The sequence below is a fragment of the Streptomyces misionensis genome, from assembly GCF_900104815.1.
GTDB lineage: Bacteria > Actinomycetota > Actinomycetes > Streptomycetales > Streptomycetaceae > Streptomyces > Streptomyces misionensis.
Genome location: NZ_FNTD01000004.1, coordinates 813,052 through 838,293, shown reverse-complemented (window position 1 = coordinate 838,293; position 25,242 = coordinate 813,052). Strand labels below are relative to the sequence as shown.

Here is a 25,242-nt window from a genome sequence, read left to right as displayed (position 1 = left end):
CCGGTCCGGTCAGCCGGGCCGGGTCAGTGCGGGCGCCGGGACGTCACCGTGAACTGGGCGCCGTCCGCGTCCCGCAGGATCGCCTCCGTCTCGTCCTCCCTGAGGACGCTCCCGCCGTGTTTCTCCGCGGCCCGAGCGCACCCCGTGACATCGGCGACGGCGAAGTGGATCTGCCAGTGCGGTCGCACCGTGGGGTCCGGGGCGGCTTCCACCGCGCCGGAGTCGATGCGCGCCACGGCGTCGCCCTGACTGCGCAGGACGACCTCGTCGCCGTCGTACTCGACCTCGCAGCACCCCGGCTTCCCCGAGGCCCAGTCGAGGATCTCGCCGTAGAAGATCGCGGAGTCGAAGGCGTCGCGGGTGTGCAGCCGGATGAAGGTGGGGGCCGCGCGCCGCCACGCCTCCCAGTTGGAGACCAGCTCGCCCTGCCAGATCCCGAAGGTCGCCCCGTCCCGGTCGGCGAGCAGCGCGGCCCGGCCCGGCGGGAAGGACAGCGGGCCCACGGCCGCCGTACCGCCCCGCTCCCGCGCCCGGGCCGCGGCGACGTCGGCGTCCGGCACCGCGAAGTACGGCGTCCACGCCACCGCCATCTGCCACATCGCGGCGACGGCGGCGATCCCGGCCACCGGCACCCCGTCCGCCAGCGCGATCCGGAAGTGCTCGCCGAGCTTGGCCCCCCGCCAGCGCCAGCCGAGCACGGCCGAGTAGAAGTCCTGGGTGGCCTGGAGGTCACGGCTGGTCAGGCTGACCCAGCACGGTGCGCCGAAGACGGACTGGGTGGAGACGACGTCCCCGCGGCGCGGCCCGTGCCCCGCGCCGTTCGTGCCGCCGCTGACAGGGGTGTCTTGGTTCATGGCAGTCGCGTCCTGCTTTCGTGGACCGGCCGGACACCGGTCTGGCTCCAGTGTCCAACCGGAAGCGGGTGGAACGCCTGTCGAGTACCCCCGCCGGCGCGGGGGCAGGCGGCTGCGCAGGATGGAGTGGTGGCCCTCGGCCGCATCACCCCGGAGCGGGGCTGGGAGGTGCTGCGGGAGGTCTCCCAGCACACCAACGTCACGCTGCGCGACGTCGCCGAGCTGGTCCTGATCAGGGGACCTCCGTCAGCAGTTCCTCGCGCAGCCGGTCGAAGCAGCCGCTGAGCAGCCGGGAGACGTGCATCTGCGAGATGCCGAGCTGCTGGGCGATCCGGCTCTGGGTCATCCCGCGGAAGAACCGCAGGTAGAGAATGGTGCGCTCGCGCTCGGGCAGCGCCGCGAGGAACGGCTTGACGGCCGCCCGGTCCACGACGAGGTCGTATCCGGGGTCGGGGCCGCCCAGCGAGTCCCCGAGGGCGTACCCGTCCGTGCCCGCCACCTCCGCGTCCAGCGACAGCGCGGAGAAGCACTCCAGCGCCTCCATCCCGGTGCGCACCTCGTCCTCGTCCAGCTCGGTGTACGCGGCGATCTCGGCCACGGTCGGCGGCCGGCCCGGGGTGGACTGGGACAGCTCCTTCACGGCGGAGCGGACCCGGTTGCGCAGGTCCTGGACCCGGCGCGGCACGTGCAGGGTCCACATGTGGTCCCGGAAGTGCCGCTTGATCTCACCGGTGATGGTGGGCACCGCGTACGCCTCGAAGGCGCGCCCGCGCGCGGGGTCGTAGTGGTCGACGGCCTTCACCAGCCCCAGCGCGGCCACCTGGTAGAGGTCCTCCAGGGACTCCCCGCGGCCCCGGAACCGCACGGCGATCCGCTCGGCCATGGGCAGCCAGAGCCGCACGAGTTCGTCCCGCAGTGCTCGACGCTCGGGGCCGTCGGACAGCTTCGCGAGCCGCTCGAAGGACTCGCCCGTGTCGGGGGCGTCGTCGTGCGGGTGCGGACGGGGCTTGGTGCTGGCAGTGACACGCATGGCGCGCACCTCTCTCGGCCGGTGCTGGCTGGACAGACACCGTGGGAGGCGCGCTTGCTCAGGGAAGGGACACTGGGGCGTCCGGCCGCGGCGCGGCAGGTTCCCACGGAAGTGCCTCCTGTCCGAAGCACGTACGTGCATTTTCCCGCATCCGGACATCAACAAACAACTCGGCCTATATCGGGCAAATCAATTTCGTCGGCACATCGGTTCGTCCTCTTGACCTTCTCTTGGACGCGCCCGGCGGTTATTACCTCTGTAACAGAGGTAATCTCCAGCCGTGGACGACGAAGCGATACAGGGCTCCGGCGGCCAGGCGCCGCCCGGGACCTTCGAGGCCGAGCTGACCGACGCGCTGGTCGGCATCCAGCGGCTGATCCGGCGCCGGCTGCGCGGCGGCCTGGCCGGGCCGCGGCTGCGCGGCGCCGAGGTGGAACTGCTGCGGCTGGTGGAGTCCCGGCCGGGGATCGGCGTCTCGGAGGCGGCCAAGGAGCTGCACCTGGCGAGCAACTCGGTCTCGACGCTGGTCAACCAGCTCGTACGGGACGCCTACCTGATCCGGGAGACCGACCCGGCCGACCGGCGGGCCGCGCGGCTGCGGCTGACCGGGGCCGCGCAGAAGCGCCTGGCGGACTGGCACCGCCGCCGCGCCGACCTGGTCGGGCGGCAGCTGTCCCGGCTGGACGAGGCCGACCGGGACGCCCTGCACGCGGCCCTGCCCGCCCTGCGCAGGCTGGCCGGCCGGCTGCGCGAGGACATCGAGGAGCCCGTGAGCGCGCAGGCCGGGGCGACGGCGGCCCCGGAGGCACCCTGGACGGAGAACACGCCATCATGACGACCGACCCGGCGGACCCGCCCGCCACCCCGGCACCGACGGCGGCCGCCCCGGCGGAGACGGCCGGCGCCCCGGTGGAGGCCGTCAGCTGCACCGGCCTCAGCCACGCCTTCGGCGACACCAAGGCCGTCGACCGGCTCGACCTGGCCGTCCGCCAGGGCGAGGTGTTCGGGCTGCTCGGACCGAACGGCGCGGGCAAGACCACCGCCATCCGCTGCATCACCACCCTGCTGCCGGTCCCCGCCGGCATGGTGCGCGTCTTCGGGCACGACGCCGCCAAGGAGCGCATGGGGGTGCGCCGCCTGCTCGGCTACGTCCCCCAGCAGCTGTCCGCCGACAGCGGGCTCACCGGGCGCGAGAACGTCGCCCTGTTCGCCCGCGTGTTCGACGTGCCGCGCCGGGAGCGCGCCGCGCGCGTCGACCAGGCCCTCGCCGCCGTCGACCTCGCCGACGCCGCCGACCGGCTCGCCGGCACCTACTCCGGCGGCATGGTCCGCCGCCTGGAACTCGCCCAGGCCCTGGTCAGCGCGCCCCGGCTGCTGATCCTGGACGAGCCGACCATCGGCCTCGACCCGATCGCCCGCACCGGCGTGTGGGAGCACATCAACGCGGTGCGCGAGGCGACCGGCATGACCGTCCTCGTCACCACTCACTACATGGACGAGGCCGACCAGTACTGCGACCGGGTGGGCCTGATGCACCGCGGCCGCGTCCGGGCCCTCGGCACCCCGGCCGAACTGCGCCGCGGCCTCGCCGAACGCCGGGGCACCGAGACCCTGCCCACGCTGGAGGACGTCTTCCGGGACATCGCCGGCAGCGGCCTCGACGACAACACCGGAGGAGGTTTCCGCGATGTCCGAAGCACCCGCCGCACCGCGCGCCGCGTCGGCTGACCGCACCGCCGGGAAGGACGCCGCGCTGCTGCTCACGCCCCCGGTGCCGCGCGCCGGGTGGCGGCTGCTGCCCGCCCGGGTCGTCGCCATGTGCGCGGTGGAGCTCCAGAAGCTGCGCCACGACCGCACCGAGCTGTACACCCGCGCGGTGCAGCCCGCCCTGTGGCTGCTGATCTTCGGGCAGACCTTCACCCGGATCCGGGCGATACCCACCGGGGGCATCCCGTACATCGACTACATGGCGCCCGGCATCATCGCCCAGTCCGCCATGTTCATCGCGATCTTCTACGGCATCCAGATCATCTGGGAACGGGACGCGGGCATCCTCAACAAGCTCCTCGTCACCCCGACCCCGCGCTCGGCGCTGATCACCGGCAAGGCGTTCGCGGCCGGCGTGAAGTCGCTGGTGCAGGCGATCGTCGTGATCGTCATCGCCGCCCTGCTCGGCGTCGCCCTGACCTGGAACCCGCTGAGGCTGCTCGGCGTCGCGGTGGCCGTGGTGCTGGCCTCGGTGTTCTTCTCCTGCCTCTCGATGACCATCGCGGGCATCGTGCTCAGCCGCGACCGGCTGATGGGCTTCGGGCAGGCGATCACCATGCCGCTGTTCTTCGGCTCCAACGCCCTGTATCCGGTCTCGGTGATGCCGGGCTGGCTGCAGGCCGTCAGCAAGGTCAACCCGCTGAGCTATCAGGTCGACGCGCTGCGCGGGCTGCTGCTCGGCACGCCCGCGCACCTCGGCGCCGACTTCGGGGTGCTGGTGGTCGCCGCGGCCCTCGGCATCACGGCGGCCTCCTCACTGCTCGGCCGGCTCGCTCGGTGATCACGCGCCGAACGTGATGTGCGGCACGCGCCGGGACCGCGCCCGGGGCCGCCCGGAGGGATTCCTCCTGGGCAGCGCTTGATCGACGATCAAAGGGGGCGAACCCCCTGGGCCGGGCGCATTCCGCTCATTTGACAGTGCGCTGAGCCCACAGATAGACACTCCGGGGTCGAGAGGGGCAGTGTGTACGAGCCGAACGTGGTCGGTGACTGGCAGGAGTACGAGGAGCATGCCGGTCTGCGGGTCCGCGTCCACCGCCTGGAGGCGGGCGAACCACCGCGCGGACGCGACGACGCCGCTGCCGGGCTGACGTACTTCAGCGTCCGGGTGACGGTCGAGAACCGCGGCGTGCGGCACTTCGGCGTCCACCTGGAGGACGGGCAGGTCGACATCCGCGTCGGCCCGGACGGCGAGGGCGCCTTCATCGACTGGCGCAACTCGCAGTTCATCGAGGGCTTCGACGTCTATCCGCTGCGCCGGGCCACCGCCGTCCTCTACGCCGCCGCCCCCGAGGCCGCCCTCACCCAGGTGGACGTGCAGGTGCAGCTCCGGGTGGACGAGGAGTGGACCGACCGCCGGCTGTGGGCCGGCGGCGCCGGACTGACGGAAGGGACGGCGACGGCCGCCCCCACGGGCTGCGGGCCGGCCGCCGACCTGGCGCACCAGGTCACCGCCTTCCTGAAGGAGCAGACGGAACCGGGCGCCGCGTAACCGGCGCCCGGTGCCCGCCGCTCAGTGCGCGATACCGTCGATGATCTCCCGCGCGCCCTGCCGCAGCAGCGCCACCGCGACCGAGGTGCCGAGCGTCGCCGGGTCGAGCCGGCCCGCCCACTCGTGGGCGTTCAGCCGGGTCTTGCCGTCGGGCGTGAACACACAGGCCCGCAGGGAGAGTTCACCGCCGCGGTCGACCCGCGCGTACCCGGCGATCGGGCTGTTGCAGTGCCCCTGGAGCACATGCAGGAACATCCGCTCGGCCGTCGCCTCCCGGTGGGTGTCCGGGTCGCCGAGCCCGCTGACGGCGTCGATCAGCGCCGTGTCGTCCTCCCGGCACTGAAGGGCGAGGATGCCCGCGCCGATCGGCGGCATCATCGTCTCCGCGGACAGCACCTCGGTGATCACGTCCGACCGGCCGATGCGCTCCAGACCGGACACCGCGAGCAGCAGCGCGTCCGCCTCGCCCTCGGCCAGCTTCTGCAGCCGGCGGTTGGCGTTGCCGCGGAACGGCACGCACTCCAGATGGGGGTGGGTGGCGGCCAGCTGGGCGATCCGGCGCACCGCGGAGGTGCCGATCCGGGTGCCGGCCGGCAACTCGTCCAGGGTGAGCCCGCCCGGGTGAACCAGCGCGTCACGGATGTCGTCCCGCTTCAGGAACGCGGCGAACACCGTCCCGGCGGGCAGCGGCCGGTCCGCGGGCACGTCCTTCACGCAGTGCACGGCGAGATCCGCCTCGCCGGCCAGCAGGGCCGCGTCCACCTCCTTGGTGAACGCCCCCTTGCCCTCGACGTGGGACAGATCGCCGAGCCACTTGTCCCCGGTGGTCTTCACGGGGACGACCTCGGTGCGCACCCCCGGGTGCAGGGCGGCCAACTCGGCGCGTACCCGCTCCACTTGGGCCAGTGCCATGGGCGAGTCACGGGAGACGATTCGGATCAGTTCGGGAACCGGCATGCGCACACGATAGACCCACGGCCCTCACCCGGCGTCCGCGGGCAGGTCCGCGGCCGAGTCCTCGGGGGTGAGGTCGGGGCGCAGCCGCAGCCAGGACGGCTGGCGCAGCATCCCCGAGCGGGTACGGGTGCTGTAGGAGACCTCGCCCACCAGGCGGGGCAGCACCCAGCGGGCCTGGGGGACGCGGGGCACCGGTACGAACGGGCAGCGCTCGCTCGCGGCGTCCCGCAGCAGCTGCGCCAGCGCCGTCCGCTCCGCCCCGCTCCAGCCGGTGCCCACCCCGCCGACGTAGCGCAGCCGGCCCGCCGCGTCCCGCTGGCCCACCAGCACGGCGCCGGGCAATCCGGTCAGCCGCCCCCGGCCGGGCAGCCAGCCGCCCACGATCACGTCCTCCGCCCGCATGTTGCGGATCTTGATCCAGGCGCGGGAGCGCACCCCGGGCTCGTAAACGGAATCGAGCCGCTTGCACACCAGGCCCTCCAGGCCGTGCTCCCGGGTGGCCGCGAGCGCCTCGGCGCCGTGCCCGGTCAGCGCGCCCGGCGTCGACCAGTGCGGCCCGGCGAGGCCCAGCTCCGTCAGCCGGGCCCGGCGCCGCGCGTACGGCTGCCGCAGCAGCGGCTCCACCAGATAGGGCACGTCGAACAGCACCAGGTGCACCGGCACCTGAGCGGCCCGGCGGGCGGCCCGCGCGGGCGCGTGGGCCAGCCCCATCCGGCTCTGCAGGAGCTGGAAGTCGGCCCGGCCGCGCGCGTCCAGGGCCAGTACCTCGCCGTCGAGGATCGCGGGCGTCCCGCCGAGCGCGCCGCCCAGCGGCCGCAGCTCCGGATACGCCCCGGTGATCTCCTCGCCCGAGCGGGCGCGCAGCACCATCCGGCCGTCCCCGGGCAGGTAGACCATCACCCGCTGCCCGTCCTGCTTGGTCTCGTAGGCCCACCGGGCGTCCTGCGCGGCGGGCGGCAGCGAGCCGGGGGTGGCGAGCATGGGCGCGATGAGCGGCAGGGCTACGGCGGTCACGGCAGAAGATGTCGACCGTTCCCGCCCCCCTCACGCGCCTTCGGCCGCCGGTTCCCCTGAACGGGCTGCGGGGGCCGCCGGGCTCAGTCCCGGTCGCCCGGCGGCCCGTCGCCCTCCAGGCCCGCGCACACCACCTCCCCGTCCACCTCGGCGCACGCCGCCACGCCCCGCGGCGAAGTCACCGGAAGCATCGGGCTGTTGGTCCCCGTCGTGTCGTCCGCCGGATAGCTCGCGGTGAGGACGTTCTCGCCGGCCCGCACCGACACCTCCCGGGCGTGCCGGACGCGCATCCGCACCTCCGACCAGGCGGTGCCGCAGGACGGCGAGTAGCGCAGCCGCACCGCATAGGCCGGGTCGGTGACCTCGCTGCGGGTCTGCGCGTCCCGGGCGCAGAAGGAGGCGTCGGGCAACACGCCCTGGCAGGAGGTGCCGTGGCAGCGCGGTACCGAGGTCAGGGGCCGGGCCGCGGGCGCGGACCCCGGGCGCCCGGACAGGGCCACGGCGGCGGCCACCGCGGTGGCTGCGCCGAACAGCGCGAGCGCGGACACCGGGAGCCACAGCGGGAGCCAGGAAGGCCGCCTGCCGCGGGGCGCCTCGTCGGGCGGGTCCGGGGGAGCGGGCGCGTCGGCCGCCTCCCACAGCGCCAGTATGGCCGCCGGATCGGCGTCGGCCAGCCGGCACAGGGCCTCCACCGCGGGCAGCGGCGGGCGCTTGCCGCCCGAAAGGTAGCGGTGCCAGGCGGACTTGCTGTAGGGGGTGCGCGCGGCCAGCGCCGCCAGGCTCAGCCCCGTGCGGTCCTTCAGCTCGCGCAGTCTCACCACCAGTGGCTCGTCCGGCGCGGTCGATCCTTGGGGGTGCCGCATCGTGCGTTCCTCGACTCCCATTCCCGTATGGGCGTTTCGCCCCTGTTGCCGGGATGGCTTCCCTGTCGTGCGGCGGCTGCAACCCGTGACGAGGTATGGGCGGGGTCAAGCACCCCTGCGCCGAAGGCCTGTTCGGGAAGCGGTTCCCGGACAGGCCCTCGGCGGTCAGTGGTCGGTGCGGACTTCGGGCGTCAGCACCAGGGGACGTACCGGCCGGTGCGCACGTAGTGGGCGGAGACGTAGCCCCGGTGGTTCGGGAGCCGGTACCACAGGCGGTTGCCGTGCACCCGGGAGCCCTCGGACTTGCAGCTCACGGAGATGAGCCGGCGGGCGTCCCGGTGGCCGACGACCCGGTAGCGGGTGCCCGGTCCGGAGCGGACGTTGAGCCGGCCGTGCCGGGTGGCGACCCGGCCGTTGAGGTAGTGGTGCGTGCGGGCGTGGTGCGGGGCGGCGACCGCGGCCACCGGGTGCGCGGCCACCGTGCTCGCCGCGGCGGCACCGGCCGTCACGGGCAGCAGGGCGAGCACCGCGGCCGCGGCCGGCAGGACGCTCTTGAGGGCCCGTCGGATCATGGAAACCTCCGGCTGTCGATCTCGTGACCACGAGCAGCGATCACGTCGCCCAGTCTTGCCGTGACGAACCGTCACCATGCCGGTCCGGCGTCCCCTGGGACGGCCCGGGACGTCCCGGCACACGGGCGCGAGGCCCCGGGGCGCCCCGCCTGCCGGGGTGCGCGAGGTCCGGCGGTCGTGCCGGGCGGGAGCGGGGCGTGCCGTCCGCCGTACCGGGATGAAAAGGATGAGCCGGGCAATGTCTGCGTACACTCGGAGACATGCCCGCGCCCTCGCCGTCCGGCCCGCCCGCCGCCTCCCCGGAGGTCGCCGAGATCGAGCGCGCCCTCACCCGCATCACCTATCTCGGCACGCGCACCCGCCATCACGAACGGATGCGCGCCCTGACCGGCATCTCCCTGGACCGGGCCGCCGTGGCGCTGCTGCGGCAGATCGCCGACTGTGAGCCGCTGCGGCCGGGGGAGGTCGCCCACCGGCTCGGCGTAGAGGCCTCGCACGTGACGCGGACGGTGCAGCAGCTCCAGCGGGCGGGATACGTCACCCGTGTCCCCGACCCCGACGACCGGCGCGCCCAGCGCATCCGGCTCACCGACGCCGGCCGGCGGGCCGTCGGCCGGATCCGGGAGGCCGGGGCCCACGAGATGCAGCTCGCCCTCGCCGGCTGGCGGCCCGAGGAGCTGCGGGAGCTGGCCACGCTCTTCCACCGCATGGTCGACGACTTCCTGGCGCACTCCGCGCAGGTCGGCGCGGGGCCGGAGGCGGCCGGGGAGGGCGCGGGCTGAGCGGGCCCGGCGTAGGCGGTCGCGCGAACGGCCCGCCCGGTGCCGTACCGTCCCGTAATATCCGGCGGCAGGCCATCCCCCGAGGAGGAACCGTGCCCCGCTGTGAACGCCCGCCCCTGCCGTCCGCCGCCGCACCCGCGAGGGCGCGGTCATGAGCGGGCGGATCGAAGTGGGGGAGAGGGTCGAGGACTTCGCCCTGCCCGACGAGACCGGCACCGTCCGCAGGCTCGCCGACCTGCTGGCCGACGGCCCCGTGGTGCTCTTCTTCTACCCCGCCGCCCTCACCCCGGGCTGCACCGCCGAGGCATGCCACTTCCGCGACCTGGCCGCCGAGTTCGCGGCGCTCGGCGCCCGGCCCGTCGGGATCAGCGGCGACGAGGTCGGCAAACAGCGGGAGTTCGCCGGGCGGCACACCCTCGGCATGCCGCTGCTGTCCGACACCGACGGCGCCGTCCGCGAGCGGTTCGGGGTCCGGCGCGGCTTCACCCTCGCCCCCACCAAGCGCGTCACCTTCGTCATCGCCCCGGACCGCACCGTCGTCGAGATCGTCCGCAGCGAGCTGCGCATGAACACCCACGCCGACAAGGCCCTCGCGGCCCTGCGCGCCCACCGGTCCTGACCCCGGCCCGCCGTCGCCGGGCCCGCGCTCGAGGAGCCGGGGCGATGGGATCCCTTTGGGGTCCATGGGCCGCGTCGCCGCCATGGCGATCGTCGAGGCCCAGGGTGTGGTGACCGGGTGGAGCGAGGGCGCCCGGCTGCTCACGGGCCACCCGGCCCAGGACGTCGTGGGCCGGGTGGCCACCGGCCTGTTCGCCGGGGACACGTCCGGCAGGACCCCGGCCGGCCTGCTCGTCGCCTAGCCGCCCGGAGCCGCCCGCGCCGCGTCGGCCGCCCAGGCGTTCGAACACGCTTCCGCTGTCATGTCCGTCTCCGACCTCCGGCAGCGCTACCTGGGCGCCGGCGACGCCGCCTGCAAGGTCCTCGGCGTTCCCGAGGCCGCGCCGACCGGCCGGTTCTCCCGGCCTGACCGGCCGCCCTACTGGAAGGCGCAGCCCGGGTTCGGGGCGTCCTCGGAGAACGGCGAGCCGTGCGGCAGCACGTACCACACGTCGAGCACGACCGGCGTGTCACCGAGGTTGCGGCCTATGTGCACATGCCCGGGCCCGGCGGGCTCCTTGACCGGCGAACCCGCCCGGTACACGCCGTCCGAGGCGCAGGAGGAGTCGAAGTGGCTCAGCGTGCCCTGCCTGACCACGCCGTAGAGCGGGCCGTCGTGGTAGTGCCAACCGGTGCTCTGGCCCGGCGGGATGGTGATCTCGCGCAGGGTGTAGTCGGTGCCGTCGACGGTCCGCTCGGTGATCGTGCGGGCCGTCACCCCGGGGCCCGACGGGGTCGCCCCGGCCGTGCCGCAGGTCAGTACGGTGGCGGCGGTCACGGCGCCGATCAGGGCGCCGCGCAGTGCTGTGCGCATACGGATGCCTCCCGGGAAGCGAGGGATGTCGGCGCGAACATAGGCGCAAAGCGATCAGGCTGTGGCCGGAACCGGTCAATCCCCTTCAGGAAGCCGCGCGTTGACACCGTCCGTCACACCTCGCCGCCGTCCGCCGCGACCTGCGCGAGGGTGCGTCCGGTGCGCACCGAGCGGGCGCGCCGGGGGTCGGGGGTGCCGTGCCCGGTGCCCGCCGGCCCCTTGCGCACCAGCAGCCAGGCGTCCTCCCCGTCCCTGCCCCGGAAGCGGGTCAGGGCGTACTCGCCGCGCAGTTTGGTGCCGTGCAGCCGGAAGGTGGCGTGCCCGCGCTCCAGCGACTCGGCGAAGTCCACCGGCCGCCCCCGCCGGTCGTGGCTCAGCGGCTCGTACGTCCCGCGGTCCCACACGATCACCGTGCCCCCGCCGTACTCGCCCTTCGGGATCACGCCCTCGAAGTCCTCGTACGCCGGCGGATGGTCCTCGGTGGGCACGGCGAGCCGCTTGTCCCCGGGGTCGGTGGACGGTCCCCTCGGCACCGACCAGGACTTCAGGACGTCGTCCACCTGGAGCCGGAAGTCGAAGTGCATCCGGCGCGCGTCGTGGATCTGCACCACGAACCGCGGCCGGCCGCCGTCCCCGGGCGCCGGCCCTCCCGAGGGCTCCCGGGTCCGCTCGAAGTCACGCTTGCCGCGGTACGTCCGCAGCCGGTCCTCCGCTGCCACGTGCGGCTCCTTCCGTGCGCCCGCCTCACGGGCCCCGGGTACCCCCTCGCCGGCGGAAGCCTCAGAACTCCTCGTGGGTCTCCGGGTCCCCGCCGAGCCGGCGCGCGGCGTGCCGGGCGACCGCCGCCATCTGGTCCGAGTCCAGCTCGAAGCCGAAGACGTCCAGGTTGGCGCGCTGCCGCTCGGGATCGGCCGACTTCGGGATGGGCAGCGCGCCCAGCTGGAGGTGCCAGCGCAGCAGCACCTGCCCGGGGCTCACACCGTGCGCCGCGGCGATCCGGGTGACCTCCGGGTCGGCCAGCAGATGGCCGCCCCGGCCCAGCGGGCTCCAGCTCTCGGTGAGGATGCCCTGGTCCGCGTGGAAGGCGCGCAGCTCCTCCTGCGGGAACAGCGGATGCAGCTCGATCTGGTTCACCGAGGGCAGCACCCCGGTCTCCTTCTCCAGGCGCACGATGTGCTCCGGGGTGAAGTTGGAGACGCCGATCGAACGCACCAGGCCCTCCTCCCGCAGCCTGATCATCGCCTTCCAGGAGTCGACGTACTTGCCGACCCGGGGGTTGGGCCAGTGGATCAGGTACAGGTCCACGTACTCCAGGCCGAGGCGCCGCCGGGACTCCTCGAAGGAGGCGAGGGTCTCCTCGTAGCCGTGGTGGCGGCCCGGGAGCTTGGTCGTCACCACCACGTCCGCGCGGGGCACCCCGCTGCCGGCGAGGGCCCGGCCGACACCGGTCTCGTTGCGGTAGTTCGCCGCGGTGTCCACCAGCCGGTAGCCGAGGCCGAGGGCGTCGCGTACGGCCCGCTCGGCCGCCGTGTCGTCCAGCGGCCAGGTACCGAGGCCGATGGCGGGGATCACCGTGCCGTCGTTGAGCGTGTGCGCCGGTATGCCGTTCACGTTGGGACCTTCCCTCGACAGTGTCGTACCCCCAGCCTCACGGAAAGGGCCAGTGGTGATCAACCGGACGGGCGGACGCAGGGGCGTACCGGCCGGTTCGGCAGGGACCACGAGGAGGCCCCGGGGCGGGTCGCCCGGGCGGTCAGCCGGCCGGCTGCCAGCCGAGCGCGGGACCCAGCCGCGTCGCCATGTCGGTGAGGATCTGCACGTAGTCCTCGTGCTCGAAGGTGAACGGCAGCGCGAAGGCGACCTCGTCCACCTCGCGGAACACCGCGTCCGCGTGCAGCCGTTCGGCCAGTTCCGCGGCGGGGCCGACCAGGTCCGGCGCGAACAGCAGCCGGGCCGGGCCCTGCGGCGCACCGGTGCGGGGCAGCCGCCGGGCCGCGTACTCGGCGTACTTGGCGCGCTGCGCGGGCGTCGCCGAGTCGGTGGGGATCACCACCAGGCCCTGCGAGACCCGGGCCGCCGCGCCGTCGGGGTGGTGCGCCCGGAACTCCCGGACGAGGGACCGCTGGATCTCCGCGAAGTCGTACGGCCCCTCGGGAGCCTCCGCCTTGACGACGCTGCTGGTCAGGAAGTTCATCCCGTGCTCGCCCGCCCAGCGCGCGGAGCGGAGGCTGCCGCCGCCGTACCACAGCCGCCGGGCGAGCCCGGGGGAGTGCGGCTGCACCACGTCGCTGAACACCTCGAAGCCCTCCACCCCGGCGACGTCGCCGGCCGGCCTGCCCCGGACCAGGTCGAGCAGCCGCCGCACCCGCGCGTATCCGAAGTCCTCGGCGCCGCCGCTGTCCGGGTACAGGGCGTCCCGCACCCGGTCGTAGTGCGCCGGGGTGCCCACGCTGACGCCGGGGTTCAGCCGCCCGCCGGACAGCACGTCGACGGTCGCCAGGTCCTCGGCGAGCCGCAGCGGGTTCTCCCAGCCCAGCGGGATCACCGCCGTACCGAGTTCGATGCGGCGGGTGCGCTGGGTGGCGGCGGCGAGGACGGCGACCGGGGACGAGATGCCGTACTGGAGGTGGCGCTGGCGTACCCAGGCGCTGTCGAAGCCGAGCCGCTCGCCCAGTTCGATGATCTCCAGCGTGGACTCGTGGCCCCGCGCCGGGTCCGCCGGGTCGAACAGGCCGATGGTGAGGAAGCCCAGTCTGCGCAGGGGACGGGGGACGGATGGCACGGGCTCCTCCGGCAGTCGTACATCGGTTCGGTTCCCTTCCGAGTCTGACAGCCGAATGTGACAAGCGTGTGATCGGTTTTCCGGCGCCGGTGCCTGATCACTTCGGCAGCCACGACGGCTTCCCGAGCCGACACCCTCCCGCACAAGCCGGTTCAGAGCGGCAGCGGGCCGACCCGGGGCCGGGCCCCGGCGAAGAGCAGGGCGCCGCGCCGGTCGCGGAACCGCTCGCCGGCGCGCTCCAGGAGCTGGCGGCCGTGCTCGGTGCGCCCGAGCAGCAGCGAGGCGGCGAGGTTCCTGACCAGCACGGGCGGCACCGCCCAGGGCAGCGTCACCGGTATCCGGAGCTCTTCGAGGCTCTGCCTGCCCAGGAAGCACCTCAGCATGCCGAGCAGCCGGGCCCGCGCGTAAGCTGCTCGCAGCCGGTTCGACCGGGCCTCGGTCAGCCGCCGCTGCCCCTTCAGGATCGCCTCGGTGAGGTCGGCGCCCGCCGGGGTCTGGCCGTCCTGCGCCCGCAGCACGTGGTAGTTGAAGACGTTCTGCTCGCGTTCGGTGTCGAACAGCCAGTCCTCGTCCACCCCGAGCAGCAGGCCGACGTACTTCCACAGGTGCATCACGGCCCGCGCGTCCGCGGCGCTCACCCACCAGCCGAGCGCGCGGGCGCCGAGCAGCAGGGTGCTGTTGAACAGGCCCAGCGTGCCGGCCAGGTCGGACTGGTTGACGGGCAGCCCCCATTCGTGGACGTCCCAGCGGCCGTTGTGCTCGAACCGGTCGTTGACGAGCGCGTGCATCACCCGCACGTGGACCGTGAGCCGGAACCCCTCCCCGTCGCGCCGCAGCCCGCCCGGCCGGGCGACGGCGTTGCTCCACGTCTCCGTCTCGCCGAGCCGCCGCATGGCCGTCGCCCCCGACAGACCGCCCGTGGCGACGAGCAGTTCGGCGGGTCCGCCGAACCGGTAGCCGCCGATCAGGGACAGTTGCAGCAGCACGTCGCTCGCGGTGCGGCCGAGCCGCCGGATCACCCCGGCGCCCCGCTCGACCAGATCGAAGTCCACCCACGCGGGCACGGCGTCGACCAGCGAGAAGAACCGCACCAGCTCCGGCGGGGCGTCGGGGACGGCCTGGACCCCCTCGCGCAGCGCCCGTTCGAACTGGGCCATGGTGACGCGTTCGGCGCCGGGGCGGCCGTCCCGGCGCATGGCGCGCACCAGCGCCGCCCCCGGCTCGTCGCGGGCGTACATGCGGCGTCCGATCCGGTCGAGCAGTTCCTCGTCCACGTGCCGGACCCCGGCCACCCGGCGCAGGATCCGGCCGATGCGCCGGCCCCGCTCCTCGGCCCGGCGGAAGCGGCGCGGATACGCGGACGCCGCGGTCGCCTCCTGCGCACGGGGTGTCGTCACCTCTCGATGCTGACACGGGTGACGAGGCGCGTTCAATCGGCCCCGGCCTCGGGGGACCGGTCCCGGCTTGGTCCAGGGCCCTAAGCCGCCGGGGCCTCGCGGCCCGTCGCCGAGGCGAAGCCCAGCCAGGTGTGCCGGTTGCCCCACCAGCACCAGCCCACCTTGGGGGCGTCGCGGCGCTCCCGGCCGTCGCGCCCGGTGCCGTTGCTGATCCAGAGCGCCGGGGTGCGGGAGTCCAGGGTGCCGTCCGCCTTGCGCAGCCGGGAGCCGATGGTCATGAAGCAGTGGTTGCGCTCCAGGGCCCGGGGCTGCTGGAGCACCCAGTGGATGCCCTCGGTGAGCAGCAGGGGGGTGCGGTGCCGGGCGGTCAGCGCGGGCAGGGCCTCCGCCGGGCTCCAGTCGGCCAGGTGGTCGCCGCGGTCGAGGCCGGTCACAAGGTAGAGCGGGGCCTCGGGCAGGGTGCCGGGGTCGAGCGGGCCGAAGAGGTCGACGTCGGTCATGTCGGTGACGACGAAACCCGGTTTGCCGTCGCGGCGGAGCAGAGGGGCGAGTGCGGAGGCGGGGGCCAGGTCCGGGTGCACCGCGAGCAGGGCGCCCCCGCCGCCCGCGAGGGTGTCGGCGCGGGCGGCGAAGGCGCGGAAGGCGGCGGGCGCCAGCCCGGCCACCTCCGGCACCCCGCACTCGATCAGTCGCTCGGCCTGCGCGCTCGGGGCTGGGAGCGGCGGGAGGGAAGGGGTGGTGGGCACGGTCTCGGACACGATGCTCCTCGGCACGGCAGCGCGGGTGGACCCCCGCACAACGAGCCGGCCCACCGGGGGGTTCCCGCGGGCGGGAGCTGTCAGCGGGGCAGCGCGCCGAGCCATTCCACGAGCAACCGGTTGGTCTCGTCGGGGCGTTCCTGCTGGATCCAGTGGCCGCAGCCGTCCAGGACGTGGGAGGACACCAGGCCGGGCAGCGTGACCGGGAACGCCTTGATGGCGCCGCCCAGCCATGACGTGGTGGCGTCCAGGGCGCCGCCGAGGAAGAGGGACGGCTGGGTGAGCGGCGCGCCGTCGTAGTCGGCGAGGTCCGCCCAGTCGCGGTCCATGTTGCGATAGCGGTTGAGCGCGCCGGTCATCCCGGTCCGCTCGAACTCCCCGGCGTAGACGTCGAGATCGTCCTCACCGAGCCAGGCGGGCAGCCGGCCGGCCGGGAAGCGGTCGCGCAGCGTGCCGCCCCGGCTCGCGAAGTACGGCACGGGGGCGTCGGGTCCGGGCATGGTGTCGGCGGACAGGGCCGCGTAGAAGCCGGCGAGCCAGCCGCGCACATCGGGCTCCATCTCGGCCTCGGCGCGGCCCGGCTCCTGGAAGTAGGAGATGTAGAACTCCTCGTCGCCGCCGCTCATCGAGGCGAAGACCTCGGTGGGGCGGCGCCCGCTGCGCGGGGAGTACGGAACGCTGAGCATCGCCACCGCGGGGAAGACGTCCGGCCGGACCAGGGCGGAGCCCGTGGCGATGGCCGAGCCCCAGTCGTGGCCGACGATCACCGCCGACTCCTCGCCCAGCGCGTGCACGACCGCGACGTTGTCCTCGACCAGGTCGAGCAGCCGGTACGCGTCCGTCGCGGCGGGCCTGGAGGAACGGCCGTAGCCGCGTACGTCGATGGCGACCGCCCGGTATCCGGCCGCGGCGAGCGCCGGCAGCTGGTGGCGCCAGGAGTACCAGGACTCCGGGAAGCCGTGCACCAGCAGCACCAGCGGTCCGCTGCCCTGCTCCACGAGATGGATCCGGCCGGCCGGCGAGGGGACCAGCCGGTGGGTGAACTCGGTCGGGTGGTGAGACATGCGCCCTCCTGTGGGCAGGTCGGAAACGGGTGTTCGTCAGGTGGTCCGGTGCGCCCGTGAGGCGAAGGCGGTCCGGTGCGCCCGCGAGGCGGTGCGCGCGGTCGCGACTTCGGTGGCGGCGTCGCCGGCGGCGTCGTCCGAGCCCGGCCGGGACGTGGTCAACACCGCGGCGGCGTACCGGCGGCCGCCCGGGAAGGAGACGATGCCGACCTCGTTGCGTACGATCCCGGCCAGGCCGCCGCTCTTGGCCGCCCGCACGGGTGTCCGGAACGCGCTCGCGATCCGGTGCCGGGTGAGCTGCCGGGCCATGCGGCCGTGCCCCGGGGCGCAGGCGTCGGGGCGGAGCGGCGTGACCATGTCGCGCGGTGTCGTGCGGGTCCCCGCGCCGGGTGTCAACGCCCGTGTCGTCGCCAGTCGTTCGTCGGCGCGGGCCGACTCCCGTGCCGACGCGCGGTCCGACCGGGAGACCGGCTCGGCCCGGCCCGCGTGCCCGAGGTCCTGCCCGGCGCTCGGGTCGTCGCCGATGGTCGGCATCGGCACCACCGAGTCCCGCCAGGACAGCACCGCGTCGTCCTCGACCGACGGCACCCCGGCCGGCCCATAGCTCCGCTCGGCGGCGGCCAGCGTCACCCGCTCCCTGGGGTCGAGCCGGCCCTCGGCCAACCACGTCTCGGCCACCAGCGCGACCGACGCCTTGACGACCGAGGCGGGCGCCACGCACTCCTCGGCGCGCGGCCCGAACTCCGTTTCCCCGCCCAGGGAACGGGCCGGCGGGGAGCCCGTGCACCCCGCGCGTTCGAAGATCGCCCGCACCTTGTCGTCCACCATGCGGTCGATCATGCCAGGGCGGCGCCGGGGGGACGGGACCGGTCGGCCCGCGCCAACGAGTGTTTCGTGAACGTGAATTGGCCGCCCGGGAAGCGCACAGCGACATCATAGGGAAAACCCTCGATTGGCTTCCGACCTGGTGACATGGACGGGTCAACACTGTCATTCTCCCTGCGCACGCTGATCCCCCACGGTCGGATCACGCACCACGGTCCCCGCACAGCGCAACCCTCCGGACAGCAGACCCGGCTGCCCGGTCCCTCACCGGCCGCGACCCGGCGGCCTTTGCAGGAGGAGTAAGAGTGAGACCCCACAGACCCCTTTCTCACGGACGTCTGCCCCAAGGGCGTCCCTCCCGCAAGCGGGCCACGGTCGGAGCCGCCCTGCTCTCCACCGCGGCCTTTCTCGCGATCGGCATGCAGGCCGTCCCGGCGACCGCGACGCCCGCCGCGCACCACCTCAGCCCCCTGCGCACCGGTGCCCTGGAGGCCAAGCTCAGCCCGGCGCAGCACAAGGCCCTGATCCAGAGCGCCCAGGACAAGACGGCCGACACCGCCCGCACCCTCGGCCTCGGCGCCAAGGAGAAGCTGGTCGTCCGGGACGTCGTCAAGGACGCCGACGGCACCCTGCACACGCGCTACGAGCGGACCTACGACGGTCTGCCCGTCCTCGGCGGCGACATCGTCGTGCACACCCCGCCCGCCTCGCTGGCCGCCGGCACCGTGAGCGCCACGTACAACAACAAGCACAGGATCGCGGTGTCCTCCACCACCGCGACCGTCGCCAAGTCGGCCGCCGAGAGCAAGGCGCTGAAGACCGCCAAGGCCCTCGACGCCGCCAAGCCCGCCGCCGACAGCGCCCGCAAGGTCATCTGGGCCGGCGACGGCACCCCCAAGCTCGCCTGGGAGACCGTGATCGGCGGCTTCCAGGACGACGGCACGCCCAGCAAGCTGCACGTCATCACCGACGCCACCACCGGCAAGGAGCTGTACCGGTACCAGGGCATCGAGACCGGCGTCGGCAACACCCGCTACAGCGGCCAGGTCTCGCTGACCACGACCCAGTCGGGTTCGTCGTACACCCTGACCGACGGTGCGCGCGGCGGCCACAAGACGTACAACCTGAACCACGGTTCCTCCGGCACCGGCACTCTCTTCTCGCAGAGCAACGACACCTGGGGTGACGGCACCAACTCCAACGCCGCCACGGCCGGCGCGGACGCCGCCTACGGCGCGCAGGAGACCTGGGACTTCTACAAGAACACTTTCGGGCGCAGCGGCATCAAGAACGACGGGGTCGGCGCCTACTCCCGCGTCCACTACGGCAACGCGTACGTGAACGCGTTCTGGGACGACAGCTGCTTCTGCATGACGTACGGCGACGGCAGCGGCAACAACGACCCGCTGACCGCGCTGGACGTGGCGGGTCACGAGATGAGCCACGGTGTCACCTCCAACACCGCGGGCCTCAACTACAGCGGCGAGTCCGGCGGTCTGAACGAGGCCACCTCGGACATCTTCGGCACCGGCGTGGAGTTCTACGCCAACAACAGCTCCGACCCCGGTGACTACCTCATCGGCGAGAAGATCGACATCAACGGCGACGGCACGCCGCTGCGCTACATGGACAAGCCGAGCAAGGACGGCGGCTCGGCGGACAGCTGGTACTCGGGCGTCGGCAACCTCGACGTGCACTACTCCTCGGGTCCGGCCAACCACATGTTCTACCTGCTGGCCGAGGGCAGCGGCACCAAGACCATCAACGGTGTCACCTACAACAGCCCGACCTCCGACGGCGTGGCCGTCACCGGCATCGGCCGCGACGCGGCCCTGCAGATCTGGTACAAGGCGCTGACGTCGTACATGACGTCCAGCACCAACTACGCCGGTGCCCGCACCGCCGCCCTCAACGCGGCCTCGGCGCTGTACGGCGCCAACTCGGCGCAGTACGCGGCCGTCGGCAACGCCTTCGCGGGCATCAACGTCGGCAGCCACATCACCCCGCCGAGCAACGGCGTGACGGTCACCAACCCGGGCAGCCAGTCCTCCACCGTGGGCACCGCGGTCAGCCTCCAGGTCCAGGCGTCCAGCACCAACAGCGGCGCGCTCACCTACAGCGCCTCCGGCCTGCCCACCGGCCTGTCCGTCAACAGCTCCACCGGTGTCATCTCCGGTACGCCGACCACGGCCGGGACCTACAGCACCACCGTCACCGTGAAGGACTCCACCGGCGCCACCGGCACCGCGACCTTCACCTGGACCGTCAGCACCAGCGGCGGTGGCGGCTGCACCTCGACCCAGCTGCTGGCCAACCCGGGCTTCGAGTCCGGCAACACCGGCTGGACCGCGAGCAGCGGCGTGATCACCACCGACAGCGGTGAGGCCGCGCACGGCGGCTCCTACAAGGCATGGATGGACGGGTACGGCACCTCGCACACCGACACCGTGTCCCAGTCGGTGACCATCCCCGCGGGCTGCAAGGCGACCCTCTCCTTCTACCTGCACATCGACACCGCCGAGAGCGGCAGCACCGCCTACGACAAGCTGACGGTGACCGCCGGTTCGAAGACCCTGGCGACGTACTCGAACGCCAACGCGGCCTCCGGCTACGCCCTGAAGACCTTCGACCTGTCCTCGCTGGCGGGCCAGACGGTCACCCTGAAGTTCAACGGCGTCGAGGACGTCTCGCTCCAGACCAGCTTCGTCGTGGACGACACGTCCCTGACCACCGGCTGATCCGCGCCACCTGAACACGAGGGTCCCGCTCCCCGGCAGCCGGCCGGGCAGCGGGACCCTTTCGGCGTGCTCAGCTCATCGGATCCAGCGTGAGGTACGCCTGCTGCGGAGCGCCGTCGTTCACCAGGGACTCCTGGTTGCCGACGTCGTCGAAGGCGAACGCGTAGGCCTTGCCGTCGGCCATCTGCCCGTGGACCGCCCGCGCGTACTGGTTGGTCACCGCGTCCTGGTAGAAGTCACCGGGCGTGGTGTCGGGCTGGTTCGGATCGGTCAGCAGGGTGGAGCGGTTGAAACCGGCGCACAGCGTACGGGAGATGGGCCCGCGGACGTCGTCGTTGGGCGCGTCCAGCAGCTTGTGGCAGCCGAACACGCTGTCCGCGTCCGGCTTCTGGAAGGTGGTGACGACCGCGCCCGAGGAGTCGGTGAAGTTCATGACGCCGCCCGAGACCCGGCCGTAGAACTTCTTGCCGGGCTGGTCGGCGAACGGCGTGACGGTCAGCGTCGACGTCGTGTACTTCTGCCAGACCCGGTTGACGTAGTCGTCCATCACGTTCGCGGGCAGCGCCCCGGTCTCCACGCCGTACAGCGGCGCGAGCGCCCGCAGCACCGTGCCGTCCGCCCGCGTCTGGACGAGCCCGGACCAGCCGCCCGACTGGGCGCGCAGGGTGCTGAAGAAGCCCGACCAGCCGCCCGGTTTCAGCCGGCCGGTGGTGCTCACGGTGCCGTCGGAGCGCCGCACACCGACGGAGTACGGCGCCGAGAACATGTCCACCTGGGTGCTGTTGAGCCACAGCCCGGAGTCGTTGAGCGTGTACTCGGACCAGTTGAAGAGGGTGTCGCGGTTGGGGTCGGAGGGGTTCTGCACGGCGGGCTGCACCAACCCGCCGGTGGCGAGCCGGAAATCCAGCTTCCGGCCGTAGGAGAAGTAGATCCGCCCCGAGAACTTCGGGATGCGGATCGTCAGCGACTGGCCGGCGGCCGGGCCGGCGATCGCCGCGTCCGGCGCGGGAACGGGCGGGTTGCCGCCCGCGGGCCAGGCGTGGAAGGTACCGCCCGCGTCGGCCCAGCCCTGTCGTCCCGAGGACAGCTGGGTGCCGAGGTCGTAGAGGTACACGGGTTCGGTGCGGCCCGAGTTGTTGGTGACGGTGAGCGCGATGGTGTCCGGTACGGCGGCCGCGGCCCGGTCCGGGGCACCGAACGCGAGCGCTCCGCCGAGGAGTGCCGCCGTGGCAACCAGCGCTGCCGCGGGGCGAGTCGATATGTACGGCACTCTCCACCTCCGTGTGGGGTCGGGGTCGTACGGACCTCCGGTTCTTGGTCCGTACCTGCGTGAGAGCGCTCTCAGCGTGGTGCTGAAGTTGCGTGCATGTCAATGAGCGGGCGGGAAAAGGGTGTTGGGCGCGGCCCGGCGCCCGCCACGGGGCGGGCGCCGCGGGCCGGTGCCGGGCGGCGCGGAACGCTCAGAAGGCGCGGTCGAGCAGGGCCAGCAGCGCCGCCCAGTGCCGCTCGTCGGCCTGCTGGTCGTAGGCCGGGGTGTCCGCCTGGGTGTAGCCGTGCTGTGCGCCCCGGTACACCTCGCACGTGTACCGCACACCGGCCGCGTCCAGAGCCGCCTCCAGCTCGCGGATCTGCTCCTCGGGCATGGAGGCGTCCTGGTCGGCGAAGCCGAAGTACAGCTCCGCGGTGACGTTCTTGGCGCCGCGGTGCGGGCTGTCCGGAGCGTCGGTGGCGAGCCTGCCGCCGTGGAAGCCGGCCGCCGCGGCCACCCGGTCCGGATGGGTGGCGGCCGTGCGCAGGGCGAGCCGGGCGCCCATGCAGTAGCCGGTCAGCGCGACCGGCCCCTCGGCGACGAACGGACTGTCCGCCAGGAAGCCCAGGTACGCGTCCGCGTCGCGCCGGGACTGCTCGGGGGTGAGGGAGCCCATCACCGGACCGATCCGCTGCCAGATGGTCGGGTCGGCCGACGGGTCGATGAACTCCGGCAGCTCGCCGATCGGGGTGCGGCCGTGCCGGTAGAAGACGTTCGGCACCAGCACCGTGTAGCCGGCGGCCGCGAGCCGGTCGGCCATCGACCTCAGCTGCGGGCGCAGACCGTAGGCGTCCTGGTAGAGCAGCACGCCCGGGTGCGGCTCGCCGTCCGCGGGACGGGCGAGGTAGGCGTCGGCGGTGCCGTCCTCGGTGGTGATGTCGACGGATGTTCCCTGTACGTCGGTCATGCTGACGGGCCTCCTGGGGAGTCGGTGGCGGACGGCGGGTGCCCCGCGCCCCGCGGTGGCGTGGGGCGCGACGGGCACGTCTCATGCTGCCACGCAAGATCCACGCGCTCGCGGCCGGTCCGCCGTATCGCCACCGCGGTCACTCGAACCGCGAGGTGTCCCCGGCGCCCCGCCGGACGATCTCCGCCTCCCCGCCGGAGAAGTCGACCACCGTCGTCGGCTCGGTCCCGCAGTCCCCGGAGTCGACGACCGCGTCCACCACGTGGTCGAGACGGTCCTTGATCTCCCAGCCCTGCGTCAGCGGCTCCTCCTCGTCCGGCAGCAGCAGCGTGCTGGACAGCAGCGGCTCGCCCAGCTCGGCCAGCAGCGCCTGGGTGACCACGTGGTCCGGGATGCGCACGCCGACGGTCTTCTTCTTCGGGTGCATCAGCTTGCGCGGCACCTCGCGGGTGGCCGGCAGGATGAAGGTGTAGCTGCCGGGCGTGGCCGCCTTCACGGCCCGGAACACGTCGTTGTCCACCCGCACGAACTGACCGAGCTGCGCGAAGTCCCGGCACATCAGGGTGAAGTGGTGCCGGTCGTCCAGCTGCCGGATCGCCCGGATCCGGTCCACCCCGTCGCGACTGCCCAGCCGGCAGCCCAGCGCGTAGCAGGAGTCCGTCGGATACGCGATGAGCGCCCCCGAGCGCACCGCGTCGGCGATCTGCGCGATGCTGCGGGCCTGCGGGTTCTCGGGGTGCACGTCGAAGTACTTCGCCATTCGTCGAGCTTATGCGGTGGAGGGCGGCGCGGCCGGCAGCCGGGGGTGTGGTCCGCCCGGCGTCGGCGAAGCGGAGCGGGACGTCCTGGTGTACGCCCCCGATTCCCGGGCACCCGAGGGTGGAGTCGCCCGGAGTCCCCCGTCCGGGCGCGGCGCCTTCGCCGGCGGTCCGCCCTCCGGACCGCCGGCGGAGCCATGTCCGCGGGGGACGGGGGTGCGAACCCTCGGGTAACGTCCCGCTGCGAATACCGAGGACCGGGACGACAAGGAGAGGGGCACGTGGCTCGCCGAGCGGAGGAGGGGCCGCAGCCGTACCGGACCGACGGCTGGGCGCGGGAACTGCTCGATCAACTGCGCCCCGCCGGACGCGATCTGCACCGGCTGGTGGCCTGGCTCGCCCGCGGCACCGGGGCGTCGGTGTGCCTCCGGGACGCGCGCGGCACCCTGCTCGCCGAAGCGGGGGAGCGGCTGTCCCTCGACCCCTCCGTCGTCGCCGAAGTGGCCGCCGGCCGGGTCTCCGCCGCGGCGCTGGACGACGGCACCCGCCATGCCCGATTGGTCGGGATACGGCACCCCGGACCGGACCCGGCCGCCTCCGCCGTGCTGGCCGTGGCCCGCCGGGAACCCTTCGACCGGCACACCACGGAGATCCTCGGCCACACCGCGGGCGTCCTCGAACTGCTCTTGCGTGAGCGCGAGTTGGTGCATGCCGACTACCGGCTGCGGCGGGCCACCGCCGATCTCCGCCTCGCCATCCTGCAACTGCTGATGGTGGAGGACACCGTCTCCGCCCGCCGCGTCGCCGCGGGCCTGTGGCCGGGGCTGCTGGAGAACGACACCGCGCGCGTCTACGTCATCGAGGGCTCCGCCGCCGAACGCGACCGGATCGCCGACGAGTGCGGCGTGGCCACCGGCGGCGGGGCGCTCGTCGTGCGCTGCCCCGCGATGGACGGACACGTCATCGTGCTCGGCCCGGCCACCGAGGTGGAGGAGCGGCTGCGCTCCCTGGTCGCCGGCCGGCCCGGCACCTACCTCGGCGGCAGCCCCCGCCAGCGCCTCGCCCTGACCGCCACCGCCTACGGGCAGGCGGTCACCGCCCTCGCCGTGGCCCGGTTCCGCCCGGAGCGGGCCGCCGTGTACGCCGAACGCACCCGCCCCGCCCGTCTGATGGACCCCGCCGCGCTGCTCGCCTGGTCGGCCGCCGTGCTGCGCCCGCTCGACACCCTGGCCCACCACGTCCGCGCCGAACTCCTCGCCACCACCCGTCTCGGCCTGGAGTTCACCGCGGTGAGCGCGGCCAAGGTGCTCGGCGTCAGCCGCAACACGGTACGCGCCCGGATGGACCGGGTGGCCGCGCTGATCGGCGCCGACTTCTCCGCCCTCACCGTCCGCGCGGTGGCGCACGTCGCGCTGAACACCGAGGCGGCGCAGGGACCGTACGACCCCGACGGCACGGCCCCGCCCCCGCCGGCCCGGTTCGCCGACCTGCTCGGCTCCGCCGCGCTGCGCTCGTGGGCCGAGGGCCTGCTCGGCCGTCTCGACCACGACGGCCGGGACCTGCGCGGCACGCTGCGGGCCTGGCTGGCCGCCGACGCCAACGCCGGGCCGGCCGCCGACGCGCGGGGCGTGCACGCCCAGACCGTGCGGGAACACGTGCGGGCCGCCGAGCCCGTCCTCGAACGCCGGCTGCTGACCGGCGGCACCGATCTCTACGAGGTCGTCCTCGCCCATCTCGTCACCGGTGAGCTGCCCGTACCCGCCTTGGGACCGGCGAATGCGGACCAAGCGGACGCGGCTGTGCACAGGTGAGTGCCGGACGCCGTGCGCCGGGCACCGGTGCGCTGGTCCGGACCGCGTATCGCACGTAGGTTCAGTTTCCGCGGGGCACGACCGGAACGGG

At 73.7% G+C, this 25,242-nt stretch carries 26 protein-coding genes; 9 read left to right on the top strand and 17 right to left on the bottom strand.

All coding sequences use genetic code 11. The features are described from left to right. Window positions 1-23 precede the first annotated feature (23 nt). Both BLW85_RS05390 and BLW85_RS05380 read right to left on the bottom strand, forming a co-directional pair. The gene (locus BLW85_RS05390; protein WP_070028409.1) at window positions 24-854 is read right to left on the bottom strand and encodes a glyoxalase/bleomycin resistance/extradiol dioxygenase family protein; all 831 of its coding nucleotides are present in this window, start codon (window positions 852-854) and stop codon (window positions 24-26) included. Between the two features lie 232 nt (window positions 855-1,086). After that, window positions 1,087-1,884, bottom strand: a complete 798-nt coding sequence (locus BLW85_RS05380) for an RNA polymerase sigma factor SigF (RefSeq protein ID WP_107409069.1) — start codon at window positions 1,882-1,884, stop codon at window positions 1,087-1,089. A 280-nt stretch (window positions 1,885-2,164) separates the two neighbouring features. Between BLW85_RS05380 and BLW85_RS05375 the strand changes: the two genes are divergently transcribed. The 4 genes from BLW85_RS05375 to BLW85_RS05360 all read left to right on the top strand — a co-directional run bounded on the left by BLW85_RS05375 (window position 2,165) and on the right by BLW85_RS05360 (window position 5,143). Next, window positions 2,165-2,719, top strand: a complete 555-nt coding sequence (locus BLW85_RS05375) for a MarR family winged helix-turn-helix transcriptional regulator (RefSeq protein WP_244174816.1) — start codon at window positions 2,165-2,167, stop codon at window positions 2,717-2,719. Next, on the top strand, window positions 2,716-3,612 hold the full coding sequence (locus tag BLW85_RS05370) for an ABC transporter ATP-binding protein (RefSeq protein WP_239697936.1): 897 nt from the start codon (window positions 2,716-2,718) through the stop codon (window positions 3,610-3,612). Before BLW85_RS05375 ends, BLW85_RS05370 begins: the two co-directional genes overlap by 4 nt. Continuing rightward, entirely contained in the window at window positions 3,572-4,432 is an 861-nt protein-coding gene (locus BLW85_RS05365; protein WP_074991080.1) for an ABC transporter permease, read from the top strand. Before BLW85_RS05370 ends, BLW85_RS05365 begins: the two co-directional genes overlap by 41 nt. A gap of 183 nt (window positions 4,433-4,615) precedes the next feature. Then, the gene (locus BLW85_RS05360; protein ID WP_074991077.1) at window positions 4,616-5,143 is read left to right on the top strand and encodes a hypothetical protein; all 528 of its coding nucleotides are present in this window, start codon (window positions 4,616-4,618) and stop codon (window positions 5,141-5,143) included. A gap of 21 nt (window positions 5,144-5,164) precedes the next feature. On the opposite strand, the gene hemC is transcribed toward BLW85_RS05360, so the two are convergent. The 4 genes from hemC to BLW85_RS05340 all read right to left on the bottom strand — a co-directional run bounded on the left by hemC (window position 5,165) and on the right by BLW85_RS05340 (window position 8,549). Continuing rightward, the gene (hemC, locus tag BLW85_RS05355) at window positions 5,165-6,106 is read right to left on the bottom strand and encodes a hydroxymethylbilane synthase (RefSeq protein ID WP_177330190.1); all 942 of its coding nucleotides are present in this window, start codon (window positions 6,104-6,106) and stop codon (window positions 5,165-5,167) included. A gap of 18 nt (window positions 6,107-6,124) precedes the next feature. Continuing rightward, window positions 6,125-7,081, bottom strand: a complete 957-nt coding sequence (locus BLW85_RS05350; protein WP_079172596.1) for an ATP-dependent DNA ligase — start codon at window positions 7,079-7,081, stop codon at window positions 6,125-6,127. Window positions 7,082-7,197: 116 nt separating this feature from the next. Continuing rightward, window positions 7,198-7,977, bottom strand: a complete 780-nt coding sequence (locus BLW85_RS39265; RefSeq protein ID WP_074991073.1) for a helix-turn-helix domain-containing protein — start codon at window positions 7,975-7,977, stop codon at window positions 7,198-7,200. A 191-nt stretch (window positions 7,978-8,168) separates the two neighbouring features. After that, window positions 8,169-8,549: an SH3 domain-containing protein gene (locus BLW85_RS05340; RefSeq protein WP_070028422.1), complete on the bottom strand. Its 381-nt coding sequence runs from the start codon at window positions 8,547-8,549 to the stop codon at window positions 8,169-8,171. Between the two features lie 260 nt (window positions 8,550-8,809). On the opposite strand from BLW85_RS05340, the gene BLW85_RS05335 reads away from it, so the two are divergent. From BLW85_RS05335 to BLW85_RS39260, 3 genes are all read left to right on the top strand, one after another. Then, window positions 8,810-9,331, top strand: a complete 522-nt coding sequence (locus BLW85_RS05335) for a MarR family winged helix-turn-helix transcriptional regulator (RefSeq protein WP_070028424.1) — start codon at window positions 8,810-8,812, stop codon at window positions 9,329-9,331. A gap of 151 nt (window positions 9,332-9,482) precedes the next feature. Further along, window positions 9,483-9,950: a peroxiredoxin gene (locus tag BLW85_RS05330; protein WP_074991071.1), complete on the top strand. Its 468-nt coding sequence runs from the start codon at window positions 9,483-9,485 to the stop codon at window positions 9,948-9,950. A 64-nt stretch (window positions 9,951-10,014) separates the two neighbouring features. Beyond that, window positions 10,015-10,191, top strand: a complete 177-nt coding sequence (locus tag BLW85_RS39260; protein WP_167381379.1) for a PAS domain-containing protein — start codon at window positions 10,015-10,017, stop codon at window positions 10,189-10,191. A gap of 176 nt (window positions 10,192-10,367) precedes the next feature. Here the strand turns inward: BLW85_RS39260 and BLW85_RS05325 are convergent, their stop codons facing one another. From BLW85_RS05325 to BLW85_RS05290, 8 genes are all read right to left on the bottom strand, one after another. Then, the gene (locus BLW85_RS05325) at window positions 10,368-10,802 is read right to left on the bottom strand and encodes a cupin domain-containing protein (protein ID WP_070028428.1); all 435 of its coding nucleotides are present in this window, start codon (window positions 10,800-10,802) and stop codon (window positions 10,368-10,370) included. 113 nt (window positions 10,803-10,915) lie between these two features. Next, a complete protein-coding gene (locus BLW85_RS05320; protein ID WP_074991069.1) occupies window positions 10,916-11,521 on the bottom strand; it encodes a DNA polymerase ligase N-terminal domain-containing protein in 606 nt (201 codons plus the stop codon). A gap of 61 nt (window positions 11,522-11,582) precedes the next feature. Continuing rightward, complete coding sequence (locus BLW85_RS05315) at window positions 11,583-12,413, bottom strand: aldo/keto reductase (RefSeq protein WP_074991067.1); 831 nt, start codon at window positions 12,411-12,413, stop codon at window positions 11,583-11,585. 142 nt (window positions 12,414-12,555) lie between these two features. Further along, window positions 12,556-13,584, bottom strand: a complete 1,029-nt coding sequence (locus BLW85_RS05310; protein WP_074991065.1) for an LLM class flavin-dependent oxidoreductase — start codon at window positions 13,582-13,584, stop codon at window positions 12,556-12,558. A 152-nt stretch (window positions 13,585-13,736) separates the two neighbouring features. Beyond that, the gene (locus BLW85_RS05305; RefSeq protein WP_074991063.1) at window positions 13,737-14,981 is read right to left on the bottom strand and encodes an oxygenase MpaB family protein; all 1,245 of its coding nucleotides are present in this window, start codon (window positions 14,979-14,981) and stop codon (window positions 13,737-13,739) included. Window positions 14,982-15,061: 80 nt separating this feature from the next. After that, window positions 15,062-15,739, bottom strand: a complete 678-nt coding sequence (locus BLW85_RS05300; RefSeq protein WP_074991061.1) for a DUF5701 family protein — start codon at window positions 15,737-15,739, stop codon at window positions 15,062-15,064. 80 nt (window positions 15,740-15,819) lie between these two features. Next, window positions 15,820-16,803 (bottom strand): alpha/beta fold hydrolase, encoded by a 984-nt coding sequence (locus BLW85_RS05295; RefSeq protein ID WP_070028435.1) that lies wholly within the window; start codon window positions 16,801-16,803, stop codon window positions 15,820-15,822. 36 nt (window positions 16,804-16,839) lie between these two features. Then, window positions 16,840-17,631, bottom strand: a complete 792-nt coding sequence (locus tag BLW85_RS05290) for a serine hydrolase (RefSeq protein WP_167381378.1) — start codon at window positions 17,629-17,631, stop codon at window positions 16,840-16,842. 302 nt (window positions 17,632-17,933) lie between these two features. On the opposite strand from BLW85_RS05290, the gene BLW85_RS05285 reads away from it, so the two are divergent. Then, entirely contained in the window at window positions 17,934-20,366 is a 2,433-nt protein-coding gene (locus tag BLW85_RS05285) for a M4 family metallopeptidase (RefSeq protein WP_483027206.1), read from the top strand. A gap of 70 nt (window positions 20,367-20,436) precedes the next feature. Here BLW85_RS05285 and BLW85_RS05280 read toward each other — a convergent pair whose 3' ends face one another. From BLW85_RS05280 to BLW85_RS05270, 3 genes are all read right to left on the bottom strand, one after another. Next, window positions 20,437-21,636 (bottom strand): glycoside hydrolase family 64 protein, encoded by a 1,200-nt coding sequence (locus BLW85_RS05280; protein WP_074991056.1) that lies wholly within the window; start codon window positions 21,634-21,636, stop codon window positions 20,437-20,439. A gap of 190 nt (window positions 21,637-21,826) precedes the next feature. Further along, window positions 21,827-22,582, bottom strand: a complete 756-nt coding sequence (locus BLW85_RS05275; protein WP_070024553.1) for a dienelactone hydrolase family protein — start codon at window positions 22,580-22,582, stop codon at window positions 21,827-21,829. A gap of 139 nt (window positions 22,583-22,721) precedes the next feature. Further along, window positions 22,722-23,342 carry an L-threonylcarbamoyladenylate synthase gene (locus BLW85_RS05270; RefSeq protein ID WP_070024555.1) on the bottom strand — a complete coding sequence of 207 codons (621 nt, stop codon included), beginning with the start codon at window positions 23,340-23,342 and terminating at the stop codon, window positions 22,722-22,724. Between the two features lie 279 nt (window positions 23,343-23,621). On the opposite strand from BLW85_RS05270, the gene BLW85_RS05265 reads away from it, so the two are divergent. Continuing rightward, the gene (locus tag BLW85_RS05265; protein ID WP_074991053.1) at window positions 23,622-25,151 is read left to right on the top strand and encodes a helix-turn-helix domain-containing protein; all 1,530 of its coding nucleotides are present in this window, start codon (window positions 23,622-23,624) and stop codon (window positions 25,149-25,151) included. Window positions 25,152-25,242 lie beyond the last annotated feature (91 nt).